We start from the raw sequence: 21,189 nt of genomic DNA on the forward strand, positions 1-21,189 counted from the left end.
GTCATGCGGGGGCCAGGTTTGCGGGGATGGTTGATCCGGCCGGCAGGATCTGGTGCGTCCCGGCCGATCCGCCGCGTTTCTTCAGCGCCATGACAAAGGCAAGGACGGCGGCCACCTGGTTGTACAGCTCCACAGGAATTTCGGCCCCCAGTTCGCAGGAGCCGTGCAGTGCCCGGGCCAGCGGAATGTCCTTGACCAGCGGCACCCTTTTCGCCTCGGCCTCGGCCCTGATGCGCATGGCCACCCGGTTGGCCCCCCTGGCCACCACGCGGGGCGCGGACTTGCCCGGTTCATAGCGCAGCGCCACCGCAACGTGCGTGGGGTTCACCAGCACCACGTCGGCAGTCGCCACCGCGCTCATCATGCGATTCCGGGCCATCGCCAGTTGGCGTTGACGGCGGGCGGACTTGACCAGCGGATCACCGTCGGTGCTCTTGTGTTCATCCTTGACTTCCTTCTTTGTCATGCGCGTCCGTTTCCGGTTGCGCTTGGAGACGACAAAGACGTCGGCGACGGCCAGGACCATGCCGGCGACGACGGCGAACTGGACCAGCTGGACCAGCCCCTGGCCGGCCGTGGCCAGCAGCTCGCTGATGGGCAGGGCCCCGGAAGCACGCAGCAGGGTCGCTGCGAGCCCCTCGATGACAACGAACAACACCAGGCCAACGACGGCTGTCTTCAGCAACGCCTTCGCGCCGTTCCACAGCGCCTGGGTGCCCACCACGTTTTTCAGTCCCTTGAGCAGGTCGAACTGTTCAAATTTGGGCTTGAACTTCTTAAAATGCACCCCGCCCTGCATCACGGCGGCGGCAAGGACAGCCACCATGACTACGATGAACAGGAGCCCCAGAATGCCAGGCAGGGAGGCAAAGGCATCCTCCATGGCCTGCACCGCGGCGCTTGGTTCGGGGTTGGCGGCAAGCGCCGTGATGGTGAACATTTGGTCCGCCAGCGCATTCGAGGCGCTTGAAATCACCTGCGGGATCATCACGGCGGCCGCCCCCACCCCCACCCACGCCGTCAGGTCCTGCGAGCGGGAGAGCTGGCCCTTTTGGCGGACTTCGCGCATTCGTTTGTCGGTGGCTTGTTCGGTTCTTTCCCCACTGGGCTCATCCGCCATGGCTGATCACCGCCGTCAGCTGCGTCATGGCGGTGGTCACCAGCGAGGCGACCACCGGCCCAAGCGCCATCACTACGAGCCCGCCAAGCGAGAGGGTCAGCATGATCTTCAGCGGGAATCCCAACGCAAAGGCGTTCAGCGCCGGGGCCACCCTGGTCAGCAGCCCCAGACCGGCGTCGGCAAGGAAAAGCACAACCATCAGGGGCCCGGCAATCTGCACCGCGGCGAGGAACATCTCGGTCACGGCGCCGACCACGGCCGCGACGGGGTGCGTGAGGTCAATCCCGCCGCCGATGGGAATGGCGCCAAAGGAACGAGCCAGCCCGTCAATGATGAGCTGGTAGCCGTCGGAGGCGAACAGCAGGGCCAGGGTTGTCATTTGGAACAACTTAGTGAACTGGGCGCCGTTGACCATGGATTGCGGGTCAAACGCCTGGGCCATGGAAAATCCGCCGAACAAATCGATCAGGGACCCGGCCGACTGCACGGCGGCAAACACGAGGTAGACAAGGAAGCCCAGTGCCGCACCGACAATGATTTCAAGAACGACGGCAGCAACGAAGGGCCCCGTCTCGCTCACCACATGCCCCACGGCCACACGGTTTGTCACGGCGATGCCAAGGCCCAGCGCCAGCATCCCCTTGATCCGCAGGGGGATGGCGTTGTAGGAAAACGGCGGCGCGATGACGATGAAGGCCGTTGCGCGCACAACGGCCAGCAGTGCGGCCTCAAGCCACCCCATGTCAACGGGAATGTTCACGTATCCGGCCTAACCGGCCAGCAATGCGGGGATCTTGTCAAAGAGCTGGTGCGTGAACGTGACGATCTCGGTGATCATCCAGTGTCCGCAAATGACAAGTGCTATCACCACGGCCGCCGCCTTGGGCACAAAGGACAAGGTGGCTTCCTGGATCTGGGTGATTGACTGCAGCAGGGAAATCGCAAATCCGACGACGAGTGCGGTGATCAGGATCGGGGCACACAGCTTCGCCGCCACCCAGAGGGCCTGGACGGCGATGTTCAGGACTTCGGCGGAATTCACGGCCCACCCGCATAACTTTGGATCAGGGAGGTGATGATCAGGCCCCAGCCGTCGACAAGGATGAACAGCAGGATCTTGAAAGGCAGCGAGATCATGACGGGCGGGAGCATCATCATGCCCATCGACATCAGCGCCGAGGCAACCACAAGGTCGATGATCAGGAACGGGATGAAGATGACGAATCCGATGATGAAGGCTGCGCGCAGTTCGGAGATCATGAAGGCGGGGATCAGCGTCAGCATGGGCACGTCGTCGGGCGATGCAGGGTTTTCCCGGCTGGCCGCCCGCGTCATCAGGGCGATGTCAGCCTCACGTGTGTGCGGCAGCATGAAATGCCGCAAGGGCGTCCCGGCAAGGTCAAAGGCCTGGCTGACGTCGATGCTGCCGGTCAGGAACGGCTGGACGGCTGTGGTGTTGATGTCGGCGAGGGTGGGCGCCATGATGAACAGCGACAGAAACAAGGCCAGCCCGGCCAGCACCTGGTTCGGGGGAATCGTTGGAAGTCCGACGGCGTTTCGCGCCATGGCCAGCACCACGAAGATTTTCGTGAACGAGGTCATCATCAGCAGAAGGGCAGGCGCGACAGACAGCAAGGTGACGGCAAGCAGGGTGACGATGGCGGAGCTCGGGGTGCCGCCCAGGCCATTGACAGTGACGTTGACGCCGCCCGTTCCGGGGGCTGTTGGGTCAGTGGGCGGCGTCGGCGGCAGCGGGGCGACCGGGTCCAGGGCCGTCATGGCATGCGCGGGTGCGGCGTAGGCGAAAAGCGTCAGGTACAGAACCGCCACGATCAGGAACCCGATGATGGCCGCCTGGACATAGCTTCGCCGGTGCATGAGGGGTGCTCTCACAGATTAAGGCCTTTTCGCACGGCTGCGCCTGCCTGCGCCCAGGTGCTGGCGGCAAAGATTGACCCGTGCAGCGACCCGGTGTCAGAGGCGTTTCGAAGCCGCCTGGCCGCGGCGACGTCCTTGCGCAGGGCCGGTTCGCCGGCAGCCTTGAGCACTTCGGCAAAGGCGGGATCATCCGCGGGGTACACGCCGTTGTCTGTCCCGGCGTATGCAGGGGATGCCTCCGCGCTGTGCAGGACGCTGATTGAATTTTCGGTGACACCCAGCAGGAATCGCAGGCCCTCGGCTTCCACCACCACCACAGAGGCCTTCGGCCCGACGCTGCGGCGGCCAACCACCTCAACGACGGCCTGCTCACCGGGGCGCCCCGCCTTGGAGAAGCGCTTCTGCGCCATCCACAGCAGGACCATGACCACACCGAGGGACAGTCCAACCCGGAGGACCAGGAGGAATGCGTCCACCTAGCCGACCGTCTCAGCCGTGTCCAGGATCTTGGTGATGCGCACGGCATAGTCCTGGTCCACGACAACAACTTCCCCATGGGCGATCAGCCTCCCGTTCAACAACACGTCGGCGGGAGAACCGGCGGAGCGGTCAAGGTCCACAACGTGGCCCGGCTCCAGCCCCAGGACGTGGGCAACGCTCATGCGGGTGCGCCCGATCACCACTGACAACGCCATTTCCACGTCGTGGATGCGTCCGAGCTTCGCGGCGCTCAGTTCCCCGGCGCCCTGCGCGGCGGAACGGCGGATCTTGATTGCCAGCCAGGCGAACGGTTCCTGGTTCGCACCGGTACTGCCGCCGTCGTGCAATTCAAAAAGGGTGGAATCGCTGTCCTGGAAGAGGGCGGCGGAGGCGTTTTCGTACACTTCCCCCAAAACACCGGAGCCGAGCTGGGCCGTAGCCGCCTCAAGGGCCGGCCGCATGACGTCGGCCAGTGCGAACGTGCCGGCGCCGCCCGCCGCACGTGCGGAGGACTCGGCGCGGGCGGAGAGAACCACTGAAATCTCGGCCGACAGCGGGCCAACATAGTCCACAAGGATGCCGACGTTTCCGGCGGGGGCGGCGGCACCTTCGGGCGCAGTTGCGACAAGGGACGTCGGGGAAGGCAGCAGATTGGCCAGCGCGGTGGCCGCCGCCTGGGTGGCCGGGGTCATGGTCATGGGTTTGTCTCCTCGGTAGTAACAATTTGCCCGGCCTTGCGGGATCCGCGGGTCACGCCGATGGCACAGGCAATCGGCTTGCCTCCCACTGTCAGGTCAAACGGCCTCGAAGTGGGGTGGGGAAGGTTCAAGACATCGCCCACTGCCAGATTCAGGATGGTGTCGGGGGTGACGGGCACAGGGGTCAGCGCCAACGCGACGTCAACGGGCACCCCGCCCAATTGAGCGCGTAACTGTGCGGGCGCTGCGGCTGTGTCACTGAGCGGGTTGCTGCTGCCCAATTGCTGGACGAGCACTTCGGCGGGGAGCGCGATGGTGGCCCGCCAGCTGCGTTCACTCATCCTGACGGTGAAACCGGCAACAATCATGAGCGTGTTCGTGGCCGCGGCCTGGGCGAACTGGGAGTTGAAGTGGATGCCGTCGACGGCGGGTGCCTCCACCAGCAGGGAACCGAAGGAGTACCGCAGGTCCTCCAGCGCTTCCTCCATCAGCCGCTGGACCAGCGCGTGCTCAATTTGGGTGAACTTCCGATCAGGCACAGGAGCGGTGGTGGACCCGCCGAGCATGCGCGTTACCCACACAAGTGCCGCCTCGACGGGGAACTGTATGACACCCTTGGATTCCTTGCCGTCCAGGGAAAACAACACCATGGCTGTCGTCGCCGGCAGGGAAGCGGCGTATTCGTCGTAACTTGCCATGGTCACCTGGTCGGTGATCACGGTGGAGGCGCTGCGAATCTTGGTCGTCAGCTGGGTCCCCCACTGCCTAGCGAATGTTTCGAAGGCAAGCTCGAGGACGCGGCTGTGTTCGCGGGCAAGGGTTGTGGGCCGCCGAAAATCGTAGACCTCTAACACCTGGCTGGCCCGGGACTCGGGCAGGGCTGAAGCAGGGGAAAGGACTGGCATATCTGTCACTATCGGCAGGTAGGGACGAGCCGTTAGGAGGAAACCGCCTTTGCTTTCAACGCTTCGGGAATAAGCGCCCGCACAGCCTCGGGCTGATCAGAGAGCACCACGATGTCAACGCGGCGGTTTAGCTCGCGCAGCGCTTCGGTCGAGTTGTCGTTGACCGGGCGTGAGCTGCCGTAGCCGATGGCTCCGATCGTCCGGCCCGGAATTCCCCTGCCCTCCACCAGGTGCCGCACCACACCAACGGCACGTTCTGCTGAGAGTTCCCAGACGGATGGATAGTTCGTGATGGCGTTGGCGGCGTGGCCTTCCACTGAAATGTCCAGTCCGGAGGACTTCAGCACGGGGGCGATGGTATCGAGGACCTCCATGGCCCGGGCTGACAGCTCGGGACTGTCGGGCTGGAAAAACGACTGCGATCCGACGAGTTTCACGCTCAGGCCGCGCTGGTCGATCTGAAATTGCACGTTCTCGGCGAGGCCTTTTGCGTCCAGGCCGGACCGCATGGCTTCCTTCAAGGCGCTAAGCTTGTCCACCTCGACCACGGCGAGGTCCAAGGGGGATTTCACCAGGCCCCCTTTCTTGGCCACATCCTTGGGCGGCACGATAATTCCCGATGCGGTGTCGACCTTGCCGACCTCCACCTGGCCGAAGCCGGTGGCCAGGGATTCCCGAAGCTTCACGTATTTGTCATCATCGACGGTGGACATGGCGTACAGGACAATGAACATGCACATCAGGACGGTGACCATGTCCATGTAGGAGGCCATCCAGCGTTCATCGGGATGGCTTTCCTCCGGCTTGCCCGGGCGTTTACGGCCGGATTTGCGCCCCTTGCTCATGCCGCATCGCGCGCCTGGACGCCGCTGCCTCCGGATTTCTTGCCACCGTGTTGACGGTAGGCAGGCACCATGGCTGTCAGGCGCTCTCGCAGCAACGTGGGCTGCGAACCGGCCTGCACGGCCAGAACGCCTTCGGTGATCAGTATCATGCGGTCCACCTCAAGTTCGGACAGGCGGCCCAGCCGTCCACCAATGGGAAGCCAGATAAAGTTCGCGGACAGCAGTCCCCATAGGGTGGCAACAAACGCGGCGGCAATCATATGGCCGAGCTCTTCGGGTTTGGACAAGTTCTCCAGCACGTGCGTCAGCGACACGACGGTGCCGATGATGCCCACTGTGGGCGCGTAGCCGCCGAGGGTTGTGAAGAACTTGGCAGCCGTGTGGTCGCTCTTGATCTTGGTTTCCACGGCATCGTCAAGAAGTTCCCGCAGGTCTTCCCCGTCGGTGCCATCGGCGATGTTCTGCAGCGCGTTGCGCAGGAACGGGTCCTTTGTTTCGGCCGCGGCAGCCTCCAATGACAGCAGGCCCTCACGCCGCGCCTTGTCTGCCAGTGCAACGATCTGCTCGATGCTCTCCCCCGGCTTCGGCGGCTTGCCGGTGAAGGCCTTCGGCAGTGACTTCACCGCGTGGACAAAGTCCTTCATGGTGGAACCTGCCATGCCGACAGCCACCGTGCCAACCAAAACCAGCAGCATGGGCGCGGGCAGCGTGATGCTGGCAACCGAGGCACCCTCAAGGGTGATCGTGCCGAACAAGGCACCGAAGGCTATGAGCAGGCCGAGAATTGTTGCGGGATCCATCGGTTTACGATCCTGACGTGTGGGGGTTTCCGGAAGGGTGGATGATGCTCAACTTGGGCGGCGTCGGCAACGGCATTTCTTCTTCGACATAGTCGCGTGCCATGGAGATGATACGTGCACGAAAGCAGGCAATCTTTTGGATTATCCCCGCCATGGATTCGGTGACAATGTAATTTGCCCCGTCGGCCATGACCACAGTCGTGTCGGGTGATTCGAAAATGCGTTCAATCAGGTCCGGGTTCAGCGCGAATTCCCGCCCATCCAGACGGGTGACAATGATCATGGACTCATCCTTATGCTTACTGGGACGCCAGCCGTCCCCCACCAGTACTGTCGGCTGTACAGGCGTATTAGTTAGGCAAGGTCACTACGAAGATTGCCCAAAAGGATGATGTCGCCGCCCGCAGCAAATGAACATCCGTGCGGACGACGGCGGCCGGTGGGGGCCGCCGTCGTGCTTGGGACGCCTGCTTACGCGCAGCGGCAGGGCCGTCAGCGCTTGAGCTGGGTCAGTTCCTGCAGCACCTCGTCGGAGGTGGTGATGATGCGGGCGTTCGACTGGAAGCCGCGCTGGGCGACGATCAGGTTGGTGAATTCCTGCGACAGGTCCACGTTGGACATTTCCACGTAGCCGCTGGCCAGGGAGCCCAATCCGTTGCTGCCTGCCGTTCCGACTGCGGCCGCACCGGATGAGGCGGTGGCCCGGTAACTGGAGTTGCCAGCCTTTTCCAGGCCGCCGGCGTTGGTGAAGTGTGCCAGGGCGACGCGGCCGATGATCATGTTTTCGCCGTTGCTGAACGTTCCCGTCAGTGTCCCGTCGGTGCCCATGCTGAAGGAATCCAGGGCGCCTGCCGGGTTGCCGTTGCTTTCGGTGACGGCAACAGTGGCCATGTCGGCGAAGCCCGTGACGGCGCCCATGTTCACGGCAATGTCGCCAATGTTCATGGTCCCTGCCCCGTTCATGGCGCCATTGGTGAAGGTCAGCGCCGTTGTGCCTGTTGCACCGTTGGCGTCGGCGCCGGTAACATCCCAGCCTGCCGTCGACTTGGTGAACGTCAGGGTCACGTTGCGGGCGTTGCCGTTGGCGTCATAAACCTTCATGTCGCGAATCTGCTGGGCGTTGATCGCGGCGTCGCTGGGCAGGTTGCCGCCAAAGGTTGCTGTGGTCGTGGCAGCTGCGGGTGCCACCATTGCCTTGGAGACGGCAACGTTGCCCAGCCCGGCCCCGGCGTTGATCCCGCCGTTGACGGCCGACCAGCCCTGCAACAAGGCACCGTCGGGCGAGACAAGGCGGCCTCGGGAGTCGAAGTCGAAGGAACCGGCTCGCGCGTAGAGCTGCTGCCCGCCCTTGGAGGTGATGAAGAAGCCGTCACCTGAGATCATCATGTCCGATGAGCGGCCTGTCGCCTGCGCCGAGCCCTGGGCGAAGTTGGTGGAAACGCCAGCGACCTGGACGCCGAGACCCACCTGGGCCGGGTTGTTTCCGCCGGCAGCCGCCCGGGCAGCCGAGCCTGAACGCGTTACCTGGGACAGCGTGTCCTGAAACTGCACGGTGGAGGACTTGAAGCCGGCCGTGTTGACGTTGGCAATGTTGTTGCCGGTGACATCAAGCATGGTCTGGTGGGCACGAAGCCCGGAAATGCCTGAATACAGGGAGCGAAGCATGGGTGAAGCCTTTCAGTGAGCGTAGCTGGTGGCTAGCTGGTGCGTGTGTCAGGTGTTGGTGCCGCCTGGGGCATGGGGTCCGGGACAGGCAACGGTGCGGGTTTGGATATTTCTGTGCCGGTGATGCTCTTGGCACCTGAGATGTGGTCGAGGGGTATCGTTTTGTCCCCGACATTGACCAGGGGGACGGCGTTGGCGAAGGAAACTGACTTGGCCACACCGCTGTGCTTGGTCCCGTCGGCGTCCTCCCACGTGACCTGTTGGCCAATCAATGCCGATGCGGCTGTGCGCATCTGCAAGGAGAAACTCTCCGTGGCGGTCCTGTCCATAGCGGTCAGCTTTTCCATGGTGGCAAGCTGGGTGGTTTGGCTGATCATTTGATTGGTGTCCATGGGTGAGGACGGGTCCTGGTGGCGCAGCTGGGCGACAAGGAGGTTCATGAAAACCTCGGAATCCATGACCTGCTTGGGCTCGCGGCGCCCCGGGGTGGTGTTGATCCCGTTGACTACCGACGGCGGCGCCATTGAACTGCCGGTGTTCGTAATCGGTGGAATCGCATTCTCACTCATGATGGGCGTGCCTTTCTATACAGTGATATCGAGTGAATCGTTGGCGGCAACGGGGTGTTCCGGTGCGCGAGCCCTTGGCGTTTGCCTGTCCTGTTTGGCGTCCCGCCCAGGGGGACCCCATGGATTGGCGGGGCCCTGGAAGCTGCGGTGTCCGCCGTGGTCCGGGGTCGTGTTTCCGCCGCCCAAGGAGAGCGTTGACGTCATGCCGCCAGCGGCCAGATCCCTTCGCAGGTCCGCAAGGATACTGCGCAGGCCCTCCCTGCCGGCCTCGGAGGCCGACATCAGTTCGATACGGACCCCATCGGCACCAAGGTGGGCACGAACGGTGACCGGGCCAAGGGAATCGGGGACCACATCGATTTTCATGACGTGCTCGCCCAGCGGTGCCGCCGCCAAGGTGAACAGCGGGCGGGCCAGCTGCTCGGCCAGCGGCGAAGCATGCACCGGGGCCGAAACGGGCACGGCGACAGGGGCCGGCGCCTGGACCTGGGCCTGCGGCGTTGGAGCCATGGCGACGGTGGGCAGGGCCGTCGCGTCGACGTGGACTGCAAGATGCGCTTCGGTTGGGGGCACAGTGCGGGACGACGGCCCGACGGCGGGCTCCGTGACCGCGGCACCAGCGGGCGCACCGGCAGCCACAACGCCGGATGCAATGACTGGCGCAACGCCTGCGGGGGCACTTTGGCTGGCCGCCGCACCCCTGGCACCCATCGCGGCAAGGCCTTCCGCCTGCAAAGCTGCCGTAGCAGCGGGCTCCCCCCCCGCTGCCTGTATCTGCTGCGCGGCGTCAGTTCGCCCGGTTTGCAGCGCTGAATCGGCGGCGCCTGCCTGCACGGCGGGAAGCTGAATGGCCCAGAGTGTGCCGGCGGCACGTGCCGCGGCAGGACCCGGAGCCAGCTCCTGCCCTGCACCCTGAACTGCGCCCGGCTGCGCGCCGTCGCCGCCAGCGCCGGAGGTGTCGCCGTCATCTCCGGCGTCGGAGTCATCGGCGACGGCGTCGCCCGGCAGGCCCGGCAAGGTCGGCAGAGCCTGGCCGGCTACCAGAAGGTCCGCCTGCTGCAGCGCCGTAGCCCAGAAATGGCTGATCGAGGCAGCAAAGGCAGGCGGGCGCCCGGGCAGGGCCGGCCCACCCGTGGGGGCCGGGGACCCGGCGTCGAAGGTTTCGGAAAGGTCCGCAGGATTGCCTGCATCGGACAGGTCCCGTTCCGTCATGACGTTGCGTCCCGGCGCACCGTCAAGCACACTATCTAGGCGGGCATCAAAACTTGCACCCGCATCGGCGGCGGCGCCCGCACCGACAGTGCGCAGGGCACTCTGTTGCACCGGGGACGGTGCGGCAACGGGCTTCACCGGTTCCCCTTCAACGACGTGGCCGTGCCCTGGGTGGTCGGGTCGCCCGCCCGCGAGACCGCATGCTCGTCAAGGAAAAGCTGTTCATCGCGGAGTTCCATCTGATGGCGGTCGAGCTGGTGCCGGCCCGCCAATTTTTCCAGTGATGCCGCGGTTTTTTTGGCGGCCAAAAGTCCCCGCTGGGCTGCCGCGGCGTCCTCGTCCGCGGAAGCCGACAGTGCCGTAAGTTCAAGGAGCATGCTGCGCGAGGCAGACCTCGCGGCAGCGCTGGCCCGCAGTGCGGCGGCCGATCCGGGATCCGTCGGCGCGCCCGCCAGGGTGCCGCGTGCAGTATTGACGGAATCCTGCCGTTCCTTGCGCCGGGCGTTGGCATGGGCCAACGCGGCCGCTGCCTGGTCCTCCTGCGCCTGGCGGAAGCGCAGGAGGCCTGCGAGGCGGAATGTGCGGTCCATCTATGCTCCTGAAATCATGGTGGTCAGGGCGTGCAGCTGTGCCCACGACTGTTGGGCCGGAACTTGTTCGTCCATGCTTTGGTGAAGAAAATCATTGATTGCCGTCCCGTGCTGCACGGCCGCATCAACCAACGGGTTGCTGCCGCCTTGGTACGCCCCGACGTCGATCAGGTCCTGGGCCGCCGCCTTGGCCGCCATCACCTTGCGCAACGTTCCGGCGTCGCGCTTTTGGTCCTGGCTGCACACCTTGGAGGCAACCCGGGAGATCGAGCCCAGCACGTCGATGGCCGGGAAATGCCCCGCCACGGCGAGCTTGCGTTCGAGCACCACGTGGCCGTCGAGGATGGAGCGGACGGCGTCGGCGATCGGCTCGTTGTGGTCGTCGCCGTCAACGAGGACCGTGTACAAGCCGGTCACGGAGCCGGTTTTGTCGGTCCCGGCGCGCTCAAGCAGCCGGGCCAGCACGGAAAAGGTCGACGGCGGGTACCCGCGGGTGGCGGGCGGCTCGCCGACGGACAGGCCAATCTCGCGCTGCGCCATGGCCACGCGGGTCAGCGAATCCATCATGAGCATGGCGTCGACCCCGCGTTCCCTAAAGGACTCCGCGATCCGGGTTGCCGTGAAGGCGGCGCGCAGGCGCAGCAGGGCGGGCTCGTCACTCGTGGAGACCACCACGATGGAGCGGGCCAGACCTTCGGGCCCTAGGTCGTCCTCGAGGAATTCACGCACCTCGCGGCCGCGCTCCCCCACCAGTGCGATGACCGAAACATCGGCCTCGGTCCCGCGGGCGATCATTGACAGCAGCGAGGACTTGCCAACCCCCGAACCGGCAAACAGGCCCATCCGCTGGCCGCGTCCCGTGGTGGTCAGGGTGTCCAGGACCCGCACACCAGTCTGCAGGGGGGCGGTGATGCGTGCCCGTTCCATGGAGTTGGGCGCCTTATTCTCCAACGACACCCCGCTCACACCGGTCAGCGGTCCCAGCCCGTCAATGGGGCGGCCCAGCCCGTCAATGACCCGACCAAGGAGTCCGTCGCCGACGGGTACCAGAAGGGGTTCACGTTTGGCGCGCACGGGGTCGCCCTCGCCGAGCCCGTTCATGGATCCAAGCGGCATGATCTTCACGCTGCCTGCACCGACGGCGACCACCTCGGCGTCCACAGGGTTGCGATCACCAATGCTCACCATGTCCCCCACGGCGCAGCGCAGTCCGCTGACCTGGGCTGCCAGGCCAACCACACCCGTCACCACGCCAACCCGTTCCGGGGCAGCTGCCCGCACGGCCGAGGCCAAGCGGTGCGAGCCCGGCGATGTCAGTGCGCTCATGCCTGCCCGGCCTCGGTGGCGGGCATGCCGTTGTTGGGCGCGGCGGCGGGCAGGGAATCGCCCAGCAGTGCGTCCCGGGCCCTGCGAACGGCAGAGGCAAGGCGGGCGTCGAGGAACCCGTCCGGGTATTCAGCAACGGCGTCCCCCCTGCTGATGGCGGCGTCTTCCGCCAGCACCACGCCGTCGGGCAGCTCTGTGCCCGCCAGTGCGGCGATGTCCGCTGCGTTCATGTGGATGCTCAGCGGAACCTCAGTGCCCACCTTGCCGCAGGCCCGGGCGAGTGCCGCGCGGGCGGACGTTTCACCGTCGCGCAGTTCATGCCCCAGCAGTGCCTCGGCCAGCTCAAGTGCATGGCTGAACAAGGCCGCCTCGGCGTCGGCCAGGACAGGCGCGGTGCGTTGGATCAGCGCGGCACCGGCAAGTCGCAGCGCGTTCAGTTCGGCCGCATTGCGCGCGGCCGAGGCGGCCATCATGGCTGCGTGGTCGGCGTCCTGCCGTGTCCGTGCAACCTCTGCTTCCCCGCGGGCCAGCTGCAGTCCCGCCGCGTAGCCTGCCGCGTGGCCCTGGGTGAACCCGCTGGCCTTGGCGGCCGCGAGGGCCTGGGTCTGTGCTGAAGTGGAGACTACAGGGAAAACAGCCGGGATGGGAGGGGGGTTGTTAGTAGACAATGTCGTCCTCGTCTCCGCGCCGGACGGTAATGTCCCCGACCGCCTCCAGTTCGCGGATGATCCGCACAATGTCGGCCCGCGCCTGTTCCACGTCTGAACTGCGTACAGGGCCCAGCGCCTCCAACTCATATTCAAGCAGTTCACGGTTGCGCTCGGAAATGTTGGACCGGATGGCTTCCAGGACAGTTGCGTGCGCACCCTTCATGGCCAGGGCCAGGATGTTGGCGTCGAGGCCGCGCAGCACCAGCTGCACGTCCTGGTTGTCCAGTTTCACCAGGTCGGCGAAGGTCAGCATGCGTGAGCGGACTTCCTCGGCCAGCTCCGGGTCCCGCAGCGCCAGCTCTTCCAACAGTGCCCGTTCCGTGGCAGCGTCCGAGCGGTTGATGATGTCCACCAGCGGCTGGACGCCGCCAATCACTGCTGTCTGCTCGCGAGGGCCCACCAGTGCTAGGGCACGCTGCTTCAACGTTTCGGCCACGATTCCAAGAGCTTCAGGCGTTGCCGAACCCATGACGGCGATGGCCTGGGCGACGTCGGCACGAAGGTCCCGCGGCAATCCCGCAAGTGCCGCCGATGCCCGGTCCGGACGCAGGTGGGCAAGGATCAGGGCAATGGTTGCCGGCAGTTCGTCTTCCAGCAGCGACAACAGCTGCCCCGGCTCTGCTTCATCCAGAAACTCGAAGGTCTTCCCGGCCATTGAGGAAGCCAGCCTGTTCATGAAACCGGCAGCCCTTTCGCTCCCGAAGGAAGCAGCCAGCAGGCCTGCCGCAAAATCCTTGCCGCCCAGGGCCGCATGCCTGCCCCTCACCGCCATGCCATGGAACTCATCAACAACGGCGTCGGCAACCTCGGGCTGCACCCTGCGCATGGTCACGATCTCCGCGGCAATCGCCTCAGCCTCCGCATCCGACAGGTGGGACATGACGGCCGCCGCCGCGGTTTGGGAAAATTGCATCAGCAGGGCCGCAGCCTTCTGTGTGCCAGACAGTGTTTCACTGGCCATCAGACACTGGCCCGATCATCCATGAGCGAGCGCAACAAGGAGGCTGTCTTTTCCGGGTCGGTGGTGGCCAAGGCCTCCAGCGAGGCGCGCTTTGTTTCGGCTTGGCTGCTTTCGCCCACGGGCAAGGCCACGGGTGCCGGAATAGCCGGCAGCGCCGTCGTGGTGGGTTCAGGGTCCACCGGCACCTTGCTGGCAGTCACCATGAGAGGCGTCTGCTCGCCGAGGTCCACCAATTCCCGCACCTGGCGGCGGTTCTTGCGTGCATAGATGACAGCCGCGATCAAGAGAGCCAGCAGCACCAGGCCGCCGATCATGAGGTTCTGCCACGTCTTTGCCGTCGCGGCTGCACCGGCTTCGGCCTTGGCCGCATCAAGGGCGGCCTTGGCGGCGTCCGCCTGGGCCGTAGAGAAGGGCACAACCTTCATGCTGACGGTGTCCCCCCGCGCGGTGTTCAGGCCTGCGGCCGTTGAGACCATTTCTGTCAGGGTGGCAGCGCTGATCTTGGCTGCCGCGGCAGTGTTGATCGCTACGGCCAGTGACTGCCGCTGCACCGTGCCGGCAGGAATGGCGGTGTTTTCAGTGACCTTGTCGACGGCGTTGTTCTTCGTCGTCGAGCTTGACTTCGAGGAACTTCCTGCCGCGCCTGCACCACCCGGGACGGCGATGTTGTCGGGGCCGAGCACACCGGCACCCGAGCCGGTTCCGCCCGTCACCGTCTCGGCGGAGGTTGCCTCGTTCAGCGCCGGGGCCCCTTTGGGGGAGGTGAAGGATTCCTTGACCCGCTCGGTCGCTGAGTTGTCCATGGTCGCCGTCAAAGTCACCGTGGCGTTGCCAGGGCCCACCACCTTGTCAAGCATCGACTGCACGGCGGCACTGACGCGTTGTTCGTAGGCTTGGGCCTGCTTGTCGCCGCCCCCCGTGGTGCCGGTACCCGCCGCGGAGAGCACGGCTCCGGAGGCATCGACGACAGAAACGTTTGAAGGCTTCAGTCCCTCAATGGAGGATGAGGTCAGGTGCACTATGGCGTTGACCTGCTCATCGGAGAGGTGCACGCCCGGGTTCGTTTCAATGAAGACCGACGCGGTGGGATCCTCCTTGGTGGAGGTAAACACTGTCTTTTCCGGGACGGCAAGCTTCACTGAGGCGGTCGTGAGGCCCTTCATGGCCATGATGGTCTGCGCCAGTTCGCCTTCCATGGCGCGTTTGTAGGTGATGTTCTGTTGAAACTCCGAGGAGGTGACGCCCATGCTGTCAAGCAGCGAGTAGCCGGCAGTGGTTGCCGCGGGCAGCCCTGCCGACGCCGCCTTGAGCCGCTCGTCATACACGTTGGCGTCGGGCACCAGAATGGTGGAACCGCCGTTGACCAGCTGGTACGGGACGTTGTCGGTTTTCAGCTGCGTGACGATGGCGTTGGCGTCAGCTGCGGCAAGGCTGGAGAAGAGCGGCGAGTAGCTGGGTTTCGTGAGCCAGCTGACTAGGGCAATGCCGCCAAGGACAAGGACGGCGAGGCCGATCACGACCAGTGTCTTCTGGGCGAAGGAGAAGCCCTTGGCCATGCCGGAGAATCGTGCAGGCAGCGCGGTGAGGAACGGTGGCATCAGCCCTGCATCCTCATGATCTCGTTAAACGCTTCGACGCCTCGGTTGCGTAGGGTGGAGACCAGCTCGAGGGTCACTGCGGCCCGCGTGGAGGCGATGGTTGCCTGATGGATGTCGTCGAGGTTTCCAGTGACTGCCTTAAGGCTCAGTTCGCCCGAGGTCGACTGCAGTGACTGCAGCTCGGAGAGGGCACCCGTCAGGGACACCCCGAAGACTCCCCCGCCGCTGCCTTCCACACCGCTGTCGATTTTCGGCAGGTAGCCTGTGCCGGTGCTTGCCAGCACGCCTTCGATTCCCGAAACACTCATCGGTTACTTTCCAATCTGCAATCCGGATTCGTACATGGCTTTGGCCCGGTCCACCACAGCGGCGTTGGACTGGTAGCCGCGTTGGGCCATGATCAGCTGGCCCATTTGGGAGGCGAGGTCGATGTCCGGGTACCGCACGTACCCATCCTTGTCAGCCAGGGGATGGTCGGGTTCGTGCACAAGGCGCCCTTCGGCGCTGCCATAGGCGGCACCGGCCACGTATGCGCCGGAGTCACCTTCGCCTGCCCGGGCGATGATGTATCGGGCGCGGAAGGCTTCAGCGTTGGTGGCTGTGGCGTTGTTGACGTTGGCAAGGTTGTCGGAGACGGCATCCAACCATTTGCGGTGCAGTGTCAGGCCAGTGGATGCAATGCCTATTGCGTCGCTCAATTACTGGGCCTTCAGGACGGTGCGCATGGAGTTGAACTCCCCATTCACTGCTTGCGCGGCAAATTGGTAGCGCAGCACGGTTTCAATGTTTGACAGCGTTTCCGTGTCAAGGTTGACGTTGTTGCCGTTGAGCTGGGTCGGCTCAAGGGAGCGTTCGGTCGTGGCCCGGACATTGCCGTCGCGGCGGCTGACGGATTCGGCCAGGGCTTGCTCAAATTTCACCCGCTGGGCCGTGTATCCGGGGGTGTTGACGTTGGCAATGTTGTCGGCAATGGCGCGTTGGCGCAGGGACAGTCCATCCAAGGCGCTCGTGAGCGCCACAGTGACCACAGAATCAAGCACTGCGCTCTTCCTTGATAAAAATGGCGGCCTGTCCGTGGCCAAAGGGGTGAGCCATCCGTGCTCGTCTGTAACTATCGGATGCCAGCGTGCTCCGGTAAGTCTCTTTTCAAACAATTCTTGCTACATCCATACTGCTGCTGGGTCCTGCCAATCGTGTGGACCTGCTAACCCATGACGTCAAGGTAGATCGGCGAAGCATCTCGGCGGCCCGGTTTCAATGCCGTGAGCTCTTCGGCCGCCGCGTCCAAGGAGGAATCGAGTGCCGCGACGAGGTCTTCCTGCGCCAGGGCCAGCTGGCGGGCCCGTCCCAGCAGAGCTGCGGGCAGGGGTCCAAGGTTCGACGGCGGGAACCAGTCAGGCTCGTTTGCACCCTCCAAGGAGAGCCGCCCTTCCAAGTCGTCAAGGACCTCTTCCCAGGGGTCTCTCGTATTGCTCATGGCTACATCTTCCGTGACCCCGGCGAAGTGTGGCCAGGTCATGAGCTGTAGCTGCCATCCGGAGCCACGGGTACGGCCGCTGACGGAAGTGCAGCCGCTTCATGCCACGTGAGCCGCAGGGGTTCCAACAAGGCGATGCACTCCCGGGTCAGGGCCGGATCTCGTTTTATATTTGCCGTCATGAGCGAGGTTCCGGCGTAGTTGTAGATTCCCAGAAGCTGGTCGGCACCCGACCACAGCTCGGGCTGCAGCGAACCGGAAAGCTCGCTGATGATTTCCTGGGCGTGCAGCAGGTTTTCACTGGCAACCGCCCAATCGGCGTCGGTTTGCGCGGCTTCGGCACGGGCCAGATCCAGCAGCAGCCTGTCGTAAAGCATTGTCAACAGGCGGGCAGGGGAGGCCGAAAGGATGGCCTCGCGCTGGTAGGAGTTCAGCGCTCTGGCGCGGTTAGTGGCGATCATTTCTTGCCCGCCGCATCGAAGGAACTGATCTGGGCGGTGAGCCAACTTTGCTGGGACTGCATCTTGCTCATCTGGACCTCAAGGTTGGTGTAAACGGCCTGCAAGGTGGCCCGCCGGCTTGTCAGCCTCAGATCCCAGTCAACAATCTGGGCGTTGAGGCTATCAATGACCGTTTGCTGCCCCTTGACCCGTTGTGTGAGAGCACCGTCGTACGGGTCAGAGATTGACTTGGCTGCCTCGGCAACACGGGAGGCGATGGTTTGGAGCGTTTTCTCCGTGGCGGCGGGGTCCTTGGCGTAAGCAGCGGCAAAGGTTTCAGCATCAAAGGCCAAATCACCGTTCTTGGTGGAGTTGATGCCAATGGTTGACGGGGACAGGCCGTTCACCGGTGCGGTGGCGGCCGTGAACAGCTTCGTTTTGGCATCTGAAACGGTTCTTTCGCCGGTAAACAGTCCACCCGTGGCGCTGGCAGTGCCACCGGCCCCCGATCCAGCGGTCACCGTGGACTGGGTGAAAATAGAGCCGAGAATGACGTTGACGGCGCTGGCCAGCTCCTTGGCGGCCGTTGTAACCTTGCCGGCATCCCGCGAGACGGTGACGGCGACAGGATCTGGCGAAAGCTTGTTGACGGTGATCTCGATGCCCGGCGCAATGGCTGCAAAAGTGTTGTTGGCCGAGGTGATGGACTGCACGGCACCCGTGCCGGCCCAAAGAGTCACCTGCGCGTCCTGGCCTGTGCGCAAGGTGGCCGAACCGGTAACCCCGGTCAGGTCCGTGGCGGTGCCAGCCTCAACCTCGGCAATCGATCCCTGGTGGGCGGTGAAGGCGTTTGCTGTTCCTGTGTCCTTGGCCGTGAACTGCAGGCGGTACTGCGCAACGCCGGCTCCGTCCACTCCGGAGGCGACCTTCACGGCGGAGATTCCGGCGGCTGAGTGGTTGATGGCGTAAGCCATGTCATCGAGGGAGCTGGTTTCGGCGGTGACCTCGGTTTTGGAGCCGTCTGCCTTGACGAAGGTCATGACGGCGGGCGTTGTGGGCCATTCCTTCATGGGGGCGCTGACCATTGAGTGCGCCTGGGCCAACTTGTTGATGGTCAAGTCCAGGCTTGTGCTTTGGGCTCCGGCGCCGATTTTCGCGGTGATGGCATCTGAGGAGGTCTTGGCCTGGTACATGTCCAGGCCGCCGGCCTTGGCCACGACGGCTGTCTGGGTTGTTAGGGCTGAGAATTTTGTGTTGAGCGCCTGCATGGCCGTTACCAGGGCGGTGTCGGTGGCGACTTTGCCCTTCATGAGGGTCTGTGGACGCGCCTCCGCGGCAATGAGCGCATTGATAATGGCCGTGGTGTCCAGCCCGGACGTCAGTCCGTCGATTCCCATGCCCATGAGGTGGTTCCTTTTCGCTGTGCAAATATGGTGCGTGCGTGATGCCGGGATATCCGGCAGTGGCCGCGGGAGCGATTTTTCACTCCCGCGGCCACTGAAGGGGTGCCGGCAATGACGCCGGCGGGCTACTCGATTTAGCCGAGGAGCTTCAGGACGCCCTGGTTGGACTGGTTGGCCTGGGCCAGCATTGCAGTACCTGCCTGGGACAGGATGTTGGAGCGGGTGAAGCTGACCATTTCCGAAGCCATGTCGACATCTGTGATGCGCGACGCAGCGGCGGTCAGGTTTTCCTTGCCCACGTTCAAGGTGTTGACAGCGGACTCAAGGCGGTTCTGCACGGCACCGAGGTCGGCGCGGGCTTCCGAAACCTTGTTGATCTGCGTGTCGATCAGGTTCAGGGAAGCCTGCGCATTGATAGCTGTGTCGAACTTCAGCCCACCTGTCACAGGGGCACCCGCGACACCGGCAGCCAGACCGGTTCCGGCTGCTGTGGTGTCAACCGCGCCGCCATCCTTGGCGGTTACCACGATGGCGATACCGGCACCGTTGTCGTCCTTCTTCACGCTCACGGAGAAGTTGGCCGCGAAGTTGGCATCAGCACGCAGGGCGGATGCGTATTCATCGACGCTCTGGAACTTCGCTGCCGAACCATCCAGCGTGTCCTTCAACGTTCCGGTGGTAATAGTCGTTGTGACACCCGCGGCGGTCGTGCCCGTGAAAGTCGCTGCTCCGGTCGTCAGCGCGGTCACATCGGCAATGGTGAACGTCGTGCCGGTGGTTGTCAGGTCACCGCCGGCAAGCGTTTTTGCAATGGCCCCGACGTTTGCCTTGGAAAGATCGACGGAGATCTGGTTGCTCTCGTTGCCGTCCGCCCCGACCTGGAACTTCATTTCGGCCGTCGACCCGTCCAGGAGCGCCTTGCCGTTGAACTTCGTGGACTCGGACATGCGGGTCAGTTCCTGGGTGAGCTGATCCGTTTCCGCCTTGATTGCCTTGCGGGAATCGTCATTGTTGGAATCGTTGCCGCCCTGAACTGCCAGGTCGCGCATGCGCTGCAACATGGAGTGGGCCTGGGTCAGCGCACCTTCAGCCGTCTGGACAACGGAAATGCCGTCCTGGGCGTTGCGGGCTGCAACGGTGTAACCGTTGACCTGTGACTTCAGGCCCTCGGAGATGGCCATACCGGCGGCGTCATCGGACGCACGGTTGATGCGCAGGCCGCTGGAGAGCTTCTCCATCGACTTGCCCAGCGCATTCTGGGTGGTGCTCAAGTTGCGGTAAGCGTTGTTTGCCGCGAGGTTTGTGTTGACTTGCATTCCCATGAGTAAATCCTCCGTGAGTTGGGGTGGTGTCGAAGCCGCCCATCCATGGGCAGCTACACCCCACTGTCGGCACCCCGTGGCCAAGCGTTAGCAGCAACACATAAATTCCTCGTCTAACCGGCTGCATGACCGCCGGGGGGCATGCCTGCGTAACGCGCCTTGCCGGCCATGGCCTGTCGGGCGCGGGTGGCTCCTCCGTAGGTTCGCGTACCCAATTCGGCCAGGTAGTCTTCCCTGCGGGACGCGGCGATGCGTGCATGGGCCGGAGACTCCGGCGTCGAACTTGCCAGATAGTGCCGTTCCAAACCGTCACGCAGAAGCCTTATACCCTCGGCCCGCTGTTGGGACACGGCCGAGTGGCTTGAGCCCAGCTCCGCGGCGAGTTCTTTCACGCTGCGGTCATGGAAATAGACCTGTTCCACCACGTAACGCATCTTCTCCGGCAGTGCTGCGACGGCCTGACCCAGGAATTCCTCATGTTCGGCCTGCACCACAACTTCCTCGGGGCCATGGGCGGTGGCGACGAGCATTTCGGCAACAACGTCGGTCAGCGGTGTGATGGTGCGGGTGGCGTCGAGTTGCGAGGCTTCAACCACTGCCCGCTCCACCCCAAGCGCTGCAGCCATTTCGTCCACGCTAGGGGCACGCTTGAGCGCCCTGCCCAACGTTTCCTTGACTGCGGCCAGCTCCGACATGCGGCTGCGCGCGCCCCGTGTTGCCCAATCGTCGCGCCGCAATTCATCGGCAAAGGCACCCTTGATGCGGCGACGGGCATAGGCACCAAACGGCACACCCATCCCTTCATCGAAGGACTCGGCACATTGGATGAGTGCAACTGCCCCCACCTGCGCCAAATCTTCCCTGCTCAAGTGATCCGCCCTCAGGCACATCTCAGCCACCAGATACCCCACCAGAGGCAAATTGTGCACAACTAAAGCGTCGCGCCCCACGCGATTCAACTGAAGACCCCCTATGAAACACAAATAAAGACCTCGACGGGCAATCCTCCCCAGGATCATGCGACCGTCGACTGCGCACAAATTCAATCAACTGTATGTCACAAACGGGCCGCCAACCCCTCAGAGTCCCCCAGTGTCGCGTCAACTGGTAGCGTCAGGGAATCCCGCTAACCAAAAGGTCAGGACTGCCGATAGTCATGGACGAAGACAGGTCAGCCCGATGAAAGGACT

The 21,189-nt window shown here is 64.0% G+C and carries 26 protein-coding genes; all 26 read right to left on the reverse strand.

Features of this window, described 5'->3' with window-relative positions; translation table 11 throughout:
- Position 1: 1 nt before the first annotated feature.
- The 26 genes from AAGW05_RS04910 to AAGW05_RS05035 all read right to left on the reverse strand — a co-directional run bounded on the left by AAGW05_RS04910 (position 2) and on the right by AAGW05_RS05035 (position 21,018).
- Complete coding sequence (locus AAGW05_RS04910; protein ID WP_411803356.1) at positions 2–1,120, reverse strand: flagellar biosynthesis protein FlhB; 1,119 nt, start codon at positions 1,118–1,120, stop codon at positions 2–4.
- Positions 1,110–1,880: a flagellar biosynthetic protein FliR gene (locus AAGW05_RS04915; RefSeq protein WP_411803357.1), complete on the reverse strand. Its 771-nt coding sequence runs from the start codon at positions 1,878–1,880 to the stop codon at positions 1,110–1,112. Before AAGW05_RS04915 ends, AAGW05_RS04910 begins: the two co-directional genes overlap by 11 nt.
- Positions 1,881–1,889: 9 nt before the next feature.
- Entirely contained in the window at positions 1,890–2,162 is a 273-nt protein-coding gene (gene fliQ, locus AAGW05_RS04920) for a flagellar biosynthesis protein FliQ (protein WP_411803358.1), read from the reverse strand.
- Complete coding sequence (gene fliP, locus AAGW05_RS04925) at positions 2,159–2,998, reverse strand: flagellar type III secretion system pore protein FliP (protein WP_411803493.1); 840 nt, start codon at positions 2,996–2,998, stop codon at positions 2,159–2,161. Before fliP ends, fliQ begins: the two co-directional genes overlap by 4 nt.
- A gap of 11 nt (positions 2,999–3,009) precedes the next feature.
- Complete coding sequence (gene fliO / locus AAGW05_RS04930; RefSeq protein ID WP_411803359.1) at positions 3,010–3,474, reverse strand: flagellar biosynthetic protein FliO; 465 nt, start codon at positions 3,472–3,474, stop codon at positions 3,010–3,012.
- Positions 3,475–4,176 (reverse strand): flagellar motor switch protein FliN, encoded by a 702-nt coding sequence (gene fliN, locus AAGW05_RS04935; RefSeq protein WP_411803360.1) that lies wholly within the window; start codon positions 4,174–4,176, stop codon positions 3,475–3,477. It lies immediately after the preceding gene.
- Complete coding sequence (locus AAGW05_RS04940; protein WP_411803361.1) at positions 4,173–5,081, reverse strand: flagellar motor switch protein FliM; 909 nt, start codon at positions 5,079–5,081, stop codon at positions 4,173–4,175. The genes fliN and AAGW05_RS04940 overlap by 4 nt, the downstream gene beginning before the upstream one ends.
- A 32-nt stretch (positions 5,082–5,113) precedes the next feature.
- On the reverse strand, positions 5,114–5,926 hold the full coding sequence (locus AAGW05_RS04945) for a flagellar motor protein MotB (RefSeq protein WP_411803362.1): 813 nt from the start codon (positions 5,924–5,926) through the stop codon (positions 5,114–5,116).
- A complete protein-coding gene (locus tag AAGW05_RS04950; RefSeq protein WP_411803363.1) occupies positions 5,923–6,726 on the reverse strand; it encodes a motility protein A in 804 nt (267 codons plus the stop codon). The genes AAGW05_RS04945 and AAGW05_RS04950 overlap by 4 nt, the downstream gene beginning before the upstream one ends.
- 4 nt (positions 6,727–6,730) lie before the next feature.
- On the reverse strand, positions 6,731–7,009 hold the full coding sequence (locus AAGW05_RS04955) for a flagellar FlbD family protein (protein WP_411803364.1): 279 nt from the start codon (positions 7,007–7,009) through the stop codon (positions 6,731–6,733).
- A gap of 209 nt (positions 7,010–7,218) precedes the next feature.
- The gene (locus AAGW05_RS04960) at positions 7,219–8,391 is read right to left on the reverse strand and encodes a flagellar hook protein FlgE (RefSeq protein WP_411803365.1); all 1,173 of its coding nucleotides are present in this window, start codon (positions 8,389–8,391) and stop codon (positions 7,219–7,221) included.
- A gap of 32 nt (positions 8,392–8,423) precedes the next feature.
- Complete coding sequence (locus AAGW05_RS04965; protein ID WP_411803366.1) at positions 8,424–8,960, reverse strand: flagellar hook assembly protein FlgD; 537 nt, start codon at positions 8,958–8,960, stop codon at positions 8,424–8,426.
- Positions 8,961–8,975: 15 nt separating this feature from the next.
- Positions 8,976–10,310, reverse strand: a complete 1,335-nt coding sequence (locus AAGW05_RS04970; RefSeq protein ID WP_411803367.1) for a flagellar hook-length control protein FliK — start codon at positions 10,308–10,310, stop codon at positions 8,976–8,978.
- Positions 10,307–10,762: a flagellar FliJ family protein gene (locus tag AAGW05_RS04975; protein WP_411803368.1), complete on the reverse strand. Its 456-nt coding sequence runs from the start codon at positions 10,760–10,762 to the stop codon at positions 10,307–10,309. The genes AAGW05_RS04970 and AAGW05_RS04975 overlap by 4 nt, the downstream gene beginning before the upstream one ends.
- Positions 10,763–12,088: a FliI/YscN family ATPase gene (locus AAGW05_RS04980; protein WP_411803369.1), complete on the reverse strand. Its 1,326-nt coding sequence runs from the start codon at positions 12,086–12,088 to the stop codon at positions 10,763–10,765.
- Positions 12,085–12,756: a hypothetical protein gene (locus tag AAGW05_RS04985; RefSeq protein ID WP_411803370.1), complete on the reverse strand. Its 672-nt coding sequence runs from the start codon at positions 12,754–12,756 to the stop codon at positions 12,085–12,087. Before AAGW05_RS04985 ends, AAGW05_RS04980 begins: the two co-directional genes overlap by 4 nt.
- On the reverse strand, positions 12,746–13,759 hold the full coding sequence (gene fliG, locus AAGW05_RS04990) for a flagellar motor switch protein FliG (protein WP_411803371.1): 1,014 nt from the start codon (positions 13,757–13,759) through the stop codon (positions 12,746–12,748). Before fliG ends, AAGW05_RS04985 begins: the two co-directional genes overlap by 11 nt.
- Entirely contained in the window at positions 13,759–15,357 is a 1,599-nt protein-coding gene (fliF, locus tag AAGW05_RS04995; protein ID WP_411803372.1) for a flagellar basal-body MS-ring/collar protein FliF, read from the reverse strand. Before fliF ends, fliG begins: the two co-directional genes overlap by 1 nt.
- A complete protein-coding gene (locus AAGW05_RS05000) occupies positions 15,357–15,665 on the reverse strand; it encodes a flagellar hook-basal body complex protein FliE (protein ID WP_411803373.1) in 309 nt (102 codons plus the stop codon). The genes fliF and AAGW05_RS05000 overlap by 1 nt, the downstream gene beginning before the upstream one ends.
- 3 nt (positions 15,666–15,668) lie before the next feature.
- On the reverse strand, positions 15,669–16,055 hold the full coding sequence (locus tag AAGW05_RS05005) for a flagellar basal body rod protein FlgC (RefSeq protein WP_411803374.1): 387 nt from the start codon (positions 16,053–16,055) through the stop codon (positions 15,669–15,671).
- Positions 16,056–16,397, reverse strand: a complete 342-nt coding sequence (locus AAGW05_RS05010) for a flagellar basal body rod protein FlgB (RefSeq protein WP_411803375.1) — start codon at positions 16,395–16,397, stop codon at positions 16,056–16,058. It lies immediately after the preceding gene.
- A gap of 164 nt (positions 16,398–16,561) precedes the next feature.
- On the reverse strand, positions 16,562–16,834 hold the full coding sequence (locus AAGW05_RS05015) for a hypothetical protein (RefSeq protein WP_411803376.1): 273 nt from the start codon (positions 16,832–16,834) through the stop codon (positions 16,562–16,564).
- Positions 16,835–16,872: 38 nt separating this feature from the next.
- Positions 16,873–17,295 (reverse strand): flagellar export chaperone FliS, encoded by a 423-nt coding sequence (fliS, locus tag AAGW05_RS05020; protein WP_411803377.1) that lies wholly within the window; start codon positions 17,293–17,295, stop codon positions 16,873–16,875.
- Complete coding sequence (gene fliD, locus AAGW05_RS05025) at positions 17,292–18,677, reverse strand: flagellar filament capping protein FliD (RefSeq protein ID WP_411803378.1); 1,386 nt, start codon at positions 18,675–18,677, stop codon at positions 17,292–17,294. The genes fliS and fliD overlap by 4 nt, the downstream gene beginning before the upstream one ends.
- A gap of 134 nt (positions 18,678–18,811) precedes the next feature.
- Positions 18,812–19,993 (reverse strand): flagellin, encoded by a 1,182-nt coding sequence (locus AAGW05_RS05030; protein WP_411803379.1) that lies wholly within the window; start codon positions 19,991–19,993, stop codon positions 18,812–18,814.
- A gap of 119 nt (positions 19,994–20,112) precedes the next feature.
- Positions 20,113–21,018 carry a sigma-70 family RNA polymerase sigma factor gene (locus tag AAGW05_RS05035; RefSeq protein ID WP_411803494.1) on the reverse strand — a complete coding sequence of 302 codons (906 nt, stop codon included), beginning with the start codon at positions 21,016–21,018 and terminating at the stop codon, positions 20,113–20,115.
- Positions 21,019–21,189 lie beyond the last annotated feature (171 nt).

Source organism: Arthrobacter sp. LAPM80 (assembly GCF_046736435.1).
Classification (GTDB): Bacteria; Actinomycetota; Actinomycetes; order Actinomycetales; family Micrococcaceae; genus Specibacter.

Bases quoted from the DNA above. Each gene is read 5' to 3' on its own strand.
- AAGW05_RS04910 (WP_411803356.1), bottom strand. From the start codon at position 1,120: ATGGCGGATGAGCCCAGTGGGGAAAGAACCGAACAAGCCACCGACAAA.
- fliP (WP_411803493.1), bottom strand. From the start codon at position 2,998: ATGCACCGGCGAAGCTATGTCCAGGCGGCCATCATCGGGTTCCTGATC.
- fliN (WP_411803360.1), bottom strand. From the start codon at position 4,176: ATGACCATGACCCCGGCCACCCAGGCGGCGGCCACCGCGCTGGCCAAT.
- AAGW05_RS04940 (WP_411803361.1), bottom strand. From the start codon at position 5,081: ATGCCAGTCCTTTCCCCTGCTTCAGCCCTGCCCGAGTCCCGGGCCAGC.
- AAGW05_RS04945 (WP_411803362.1), bottom strand. From the start codon at position 5,926: ATGAGCAAGGGGCGCAAATCCGGCCGTAAACGCCCGGGCAAGCCGGAG.
- AAGW05_RS04950 (WP_411803363.1), bottom strand. From the start codon at position 6,726: ATGGATCCCGCAACAATTCTCGGCCTGCTCATAGCCTTCGGTGCCTTG.
- AAGW05_RS04955 (WP_411803364.1), bottom strand. From the start codon at position 7,009: ATGATCATTGTCACCCGTCTGGATGGGCGGGAATTCGCGCTGAACCCG.
- AAGW05_RS04960 (WP_411803365.1), bottom strand. From the start codon at position 8,391: ATGCTTCGCTCCCTGTATTCAGGCATTTCCGGGCTTCGTGCCCACCAG.
- AAGW05_RS04965 (WP_411803366.1), bottom strand. From the start codon at position 8,960: ATGAGTGAGAATGCGATTCCACCGATTACGAACACCGGCAGTTCAATG.
- AAGW05_RS04975 (WP_411803368.1), bottom strand. From the start codon at position 10,762: ATGGACCGCACATTCCGCCTCGCAGGCCTCCTGCGCTTCCGCCAGGCG.
- AAGW05_RS04980 (WP_411803369.1), bottom strand. From the start codon at position 12,088: ATGAGCGCACTGACATCGCCGGGCTCGCACCGCTTGGCCTCGGCCGTG.
- fliG (WP_411803371.1), bottom strand. From the start codon at position 13,759: ATGGCCAGTGAAACACTGTCTGGCACACAGAAGGCTGCGGCCCTGCTG.
- fliF (WP_411803372.1), bottom strand. From the start codon at position 15,357: ATGCCACCGTTCCTCACCGCGCTGCCTGCACGATTCTCCGGCATGGCC.
- AAGW05_RS05000 (WP_411803373.1), bottom strand. From the start codon at position 15,665: ATGAGTGTTTCGGGAATCGAAGGCGTGCTGGCAAGCACCGGCACAGGC.
- AAGW05_RS05015 (WP_411803376.1), bottom strand. From the start codon at position 16,834: ATGAGCAATACGAGAGACCCCTGGGAAGAGGTCCTTGACGACTTGGAA.
- fliS (WP_411803377.1), bottom strand. From the start codon at position 17,295: ATGATCGCCACTAACCGCGCCAGAGCGCTGAACTCCTACCAGCGCGAG.
- fliD (WP_411803378.1), bottom strand. From the start codon at position 18,677: ATGGGCATGGGAATCGACGGACTGACGTCCGGGCTGGACACCACGGCC.
- AAGW05_RS05030 (WP_411803379.1), bottom strand. From the start codon at position 19,993: ATGCAAGTCAACACAAACCTCGCGGCAAACAACGCTTACCGCAACTTG.
- AAGW05_RS05035 (WP_411803494.1), bottom strand. From the start codon at position 21,018: ATGATCCTGGGGAGGATTGCCCGTCGAGGTCTTTATTTGTGTTTCATA.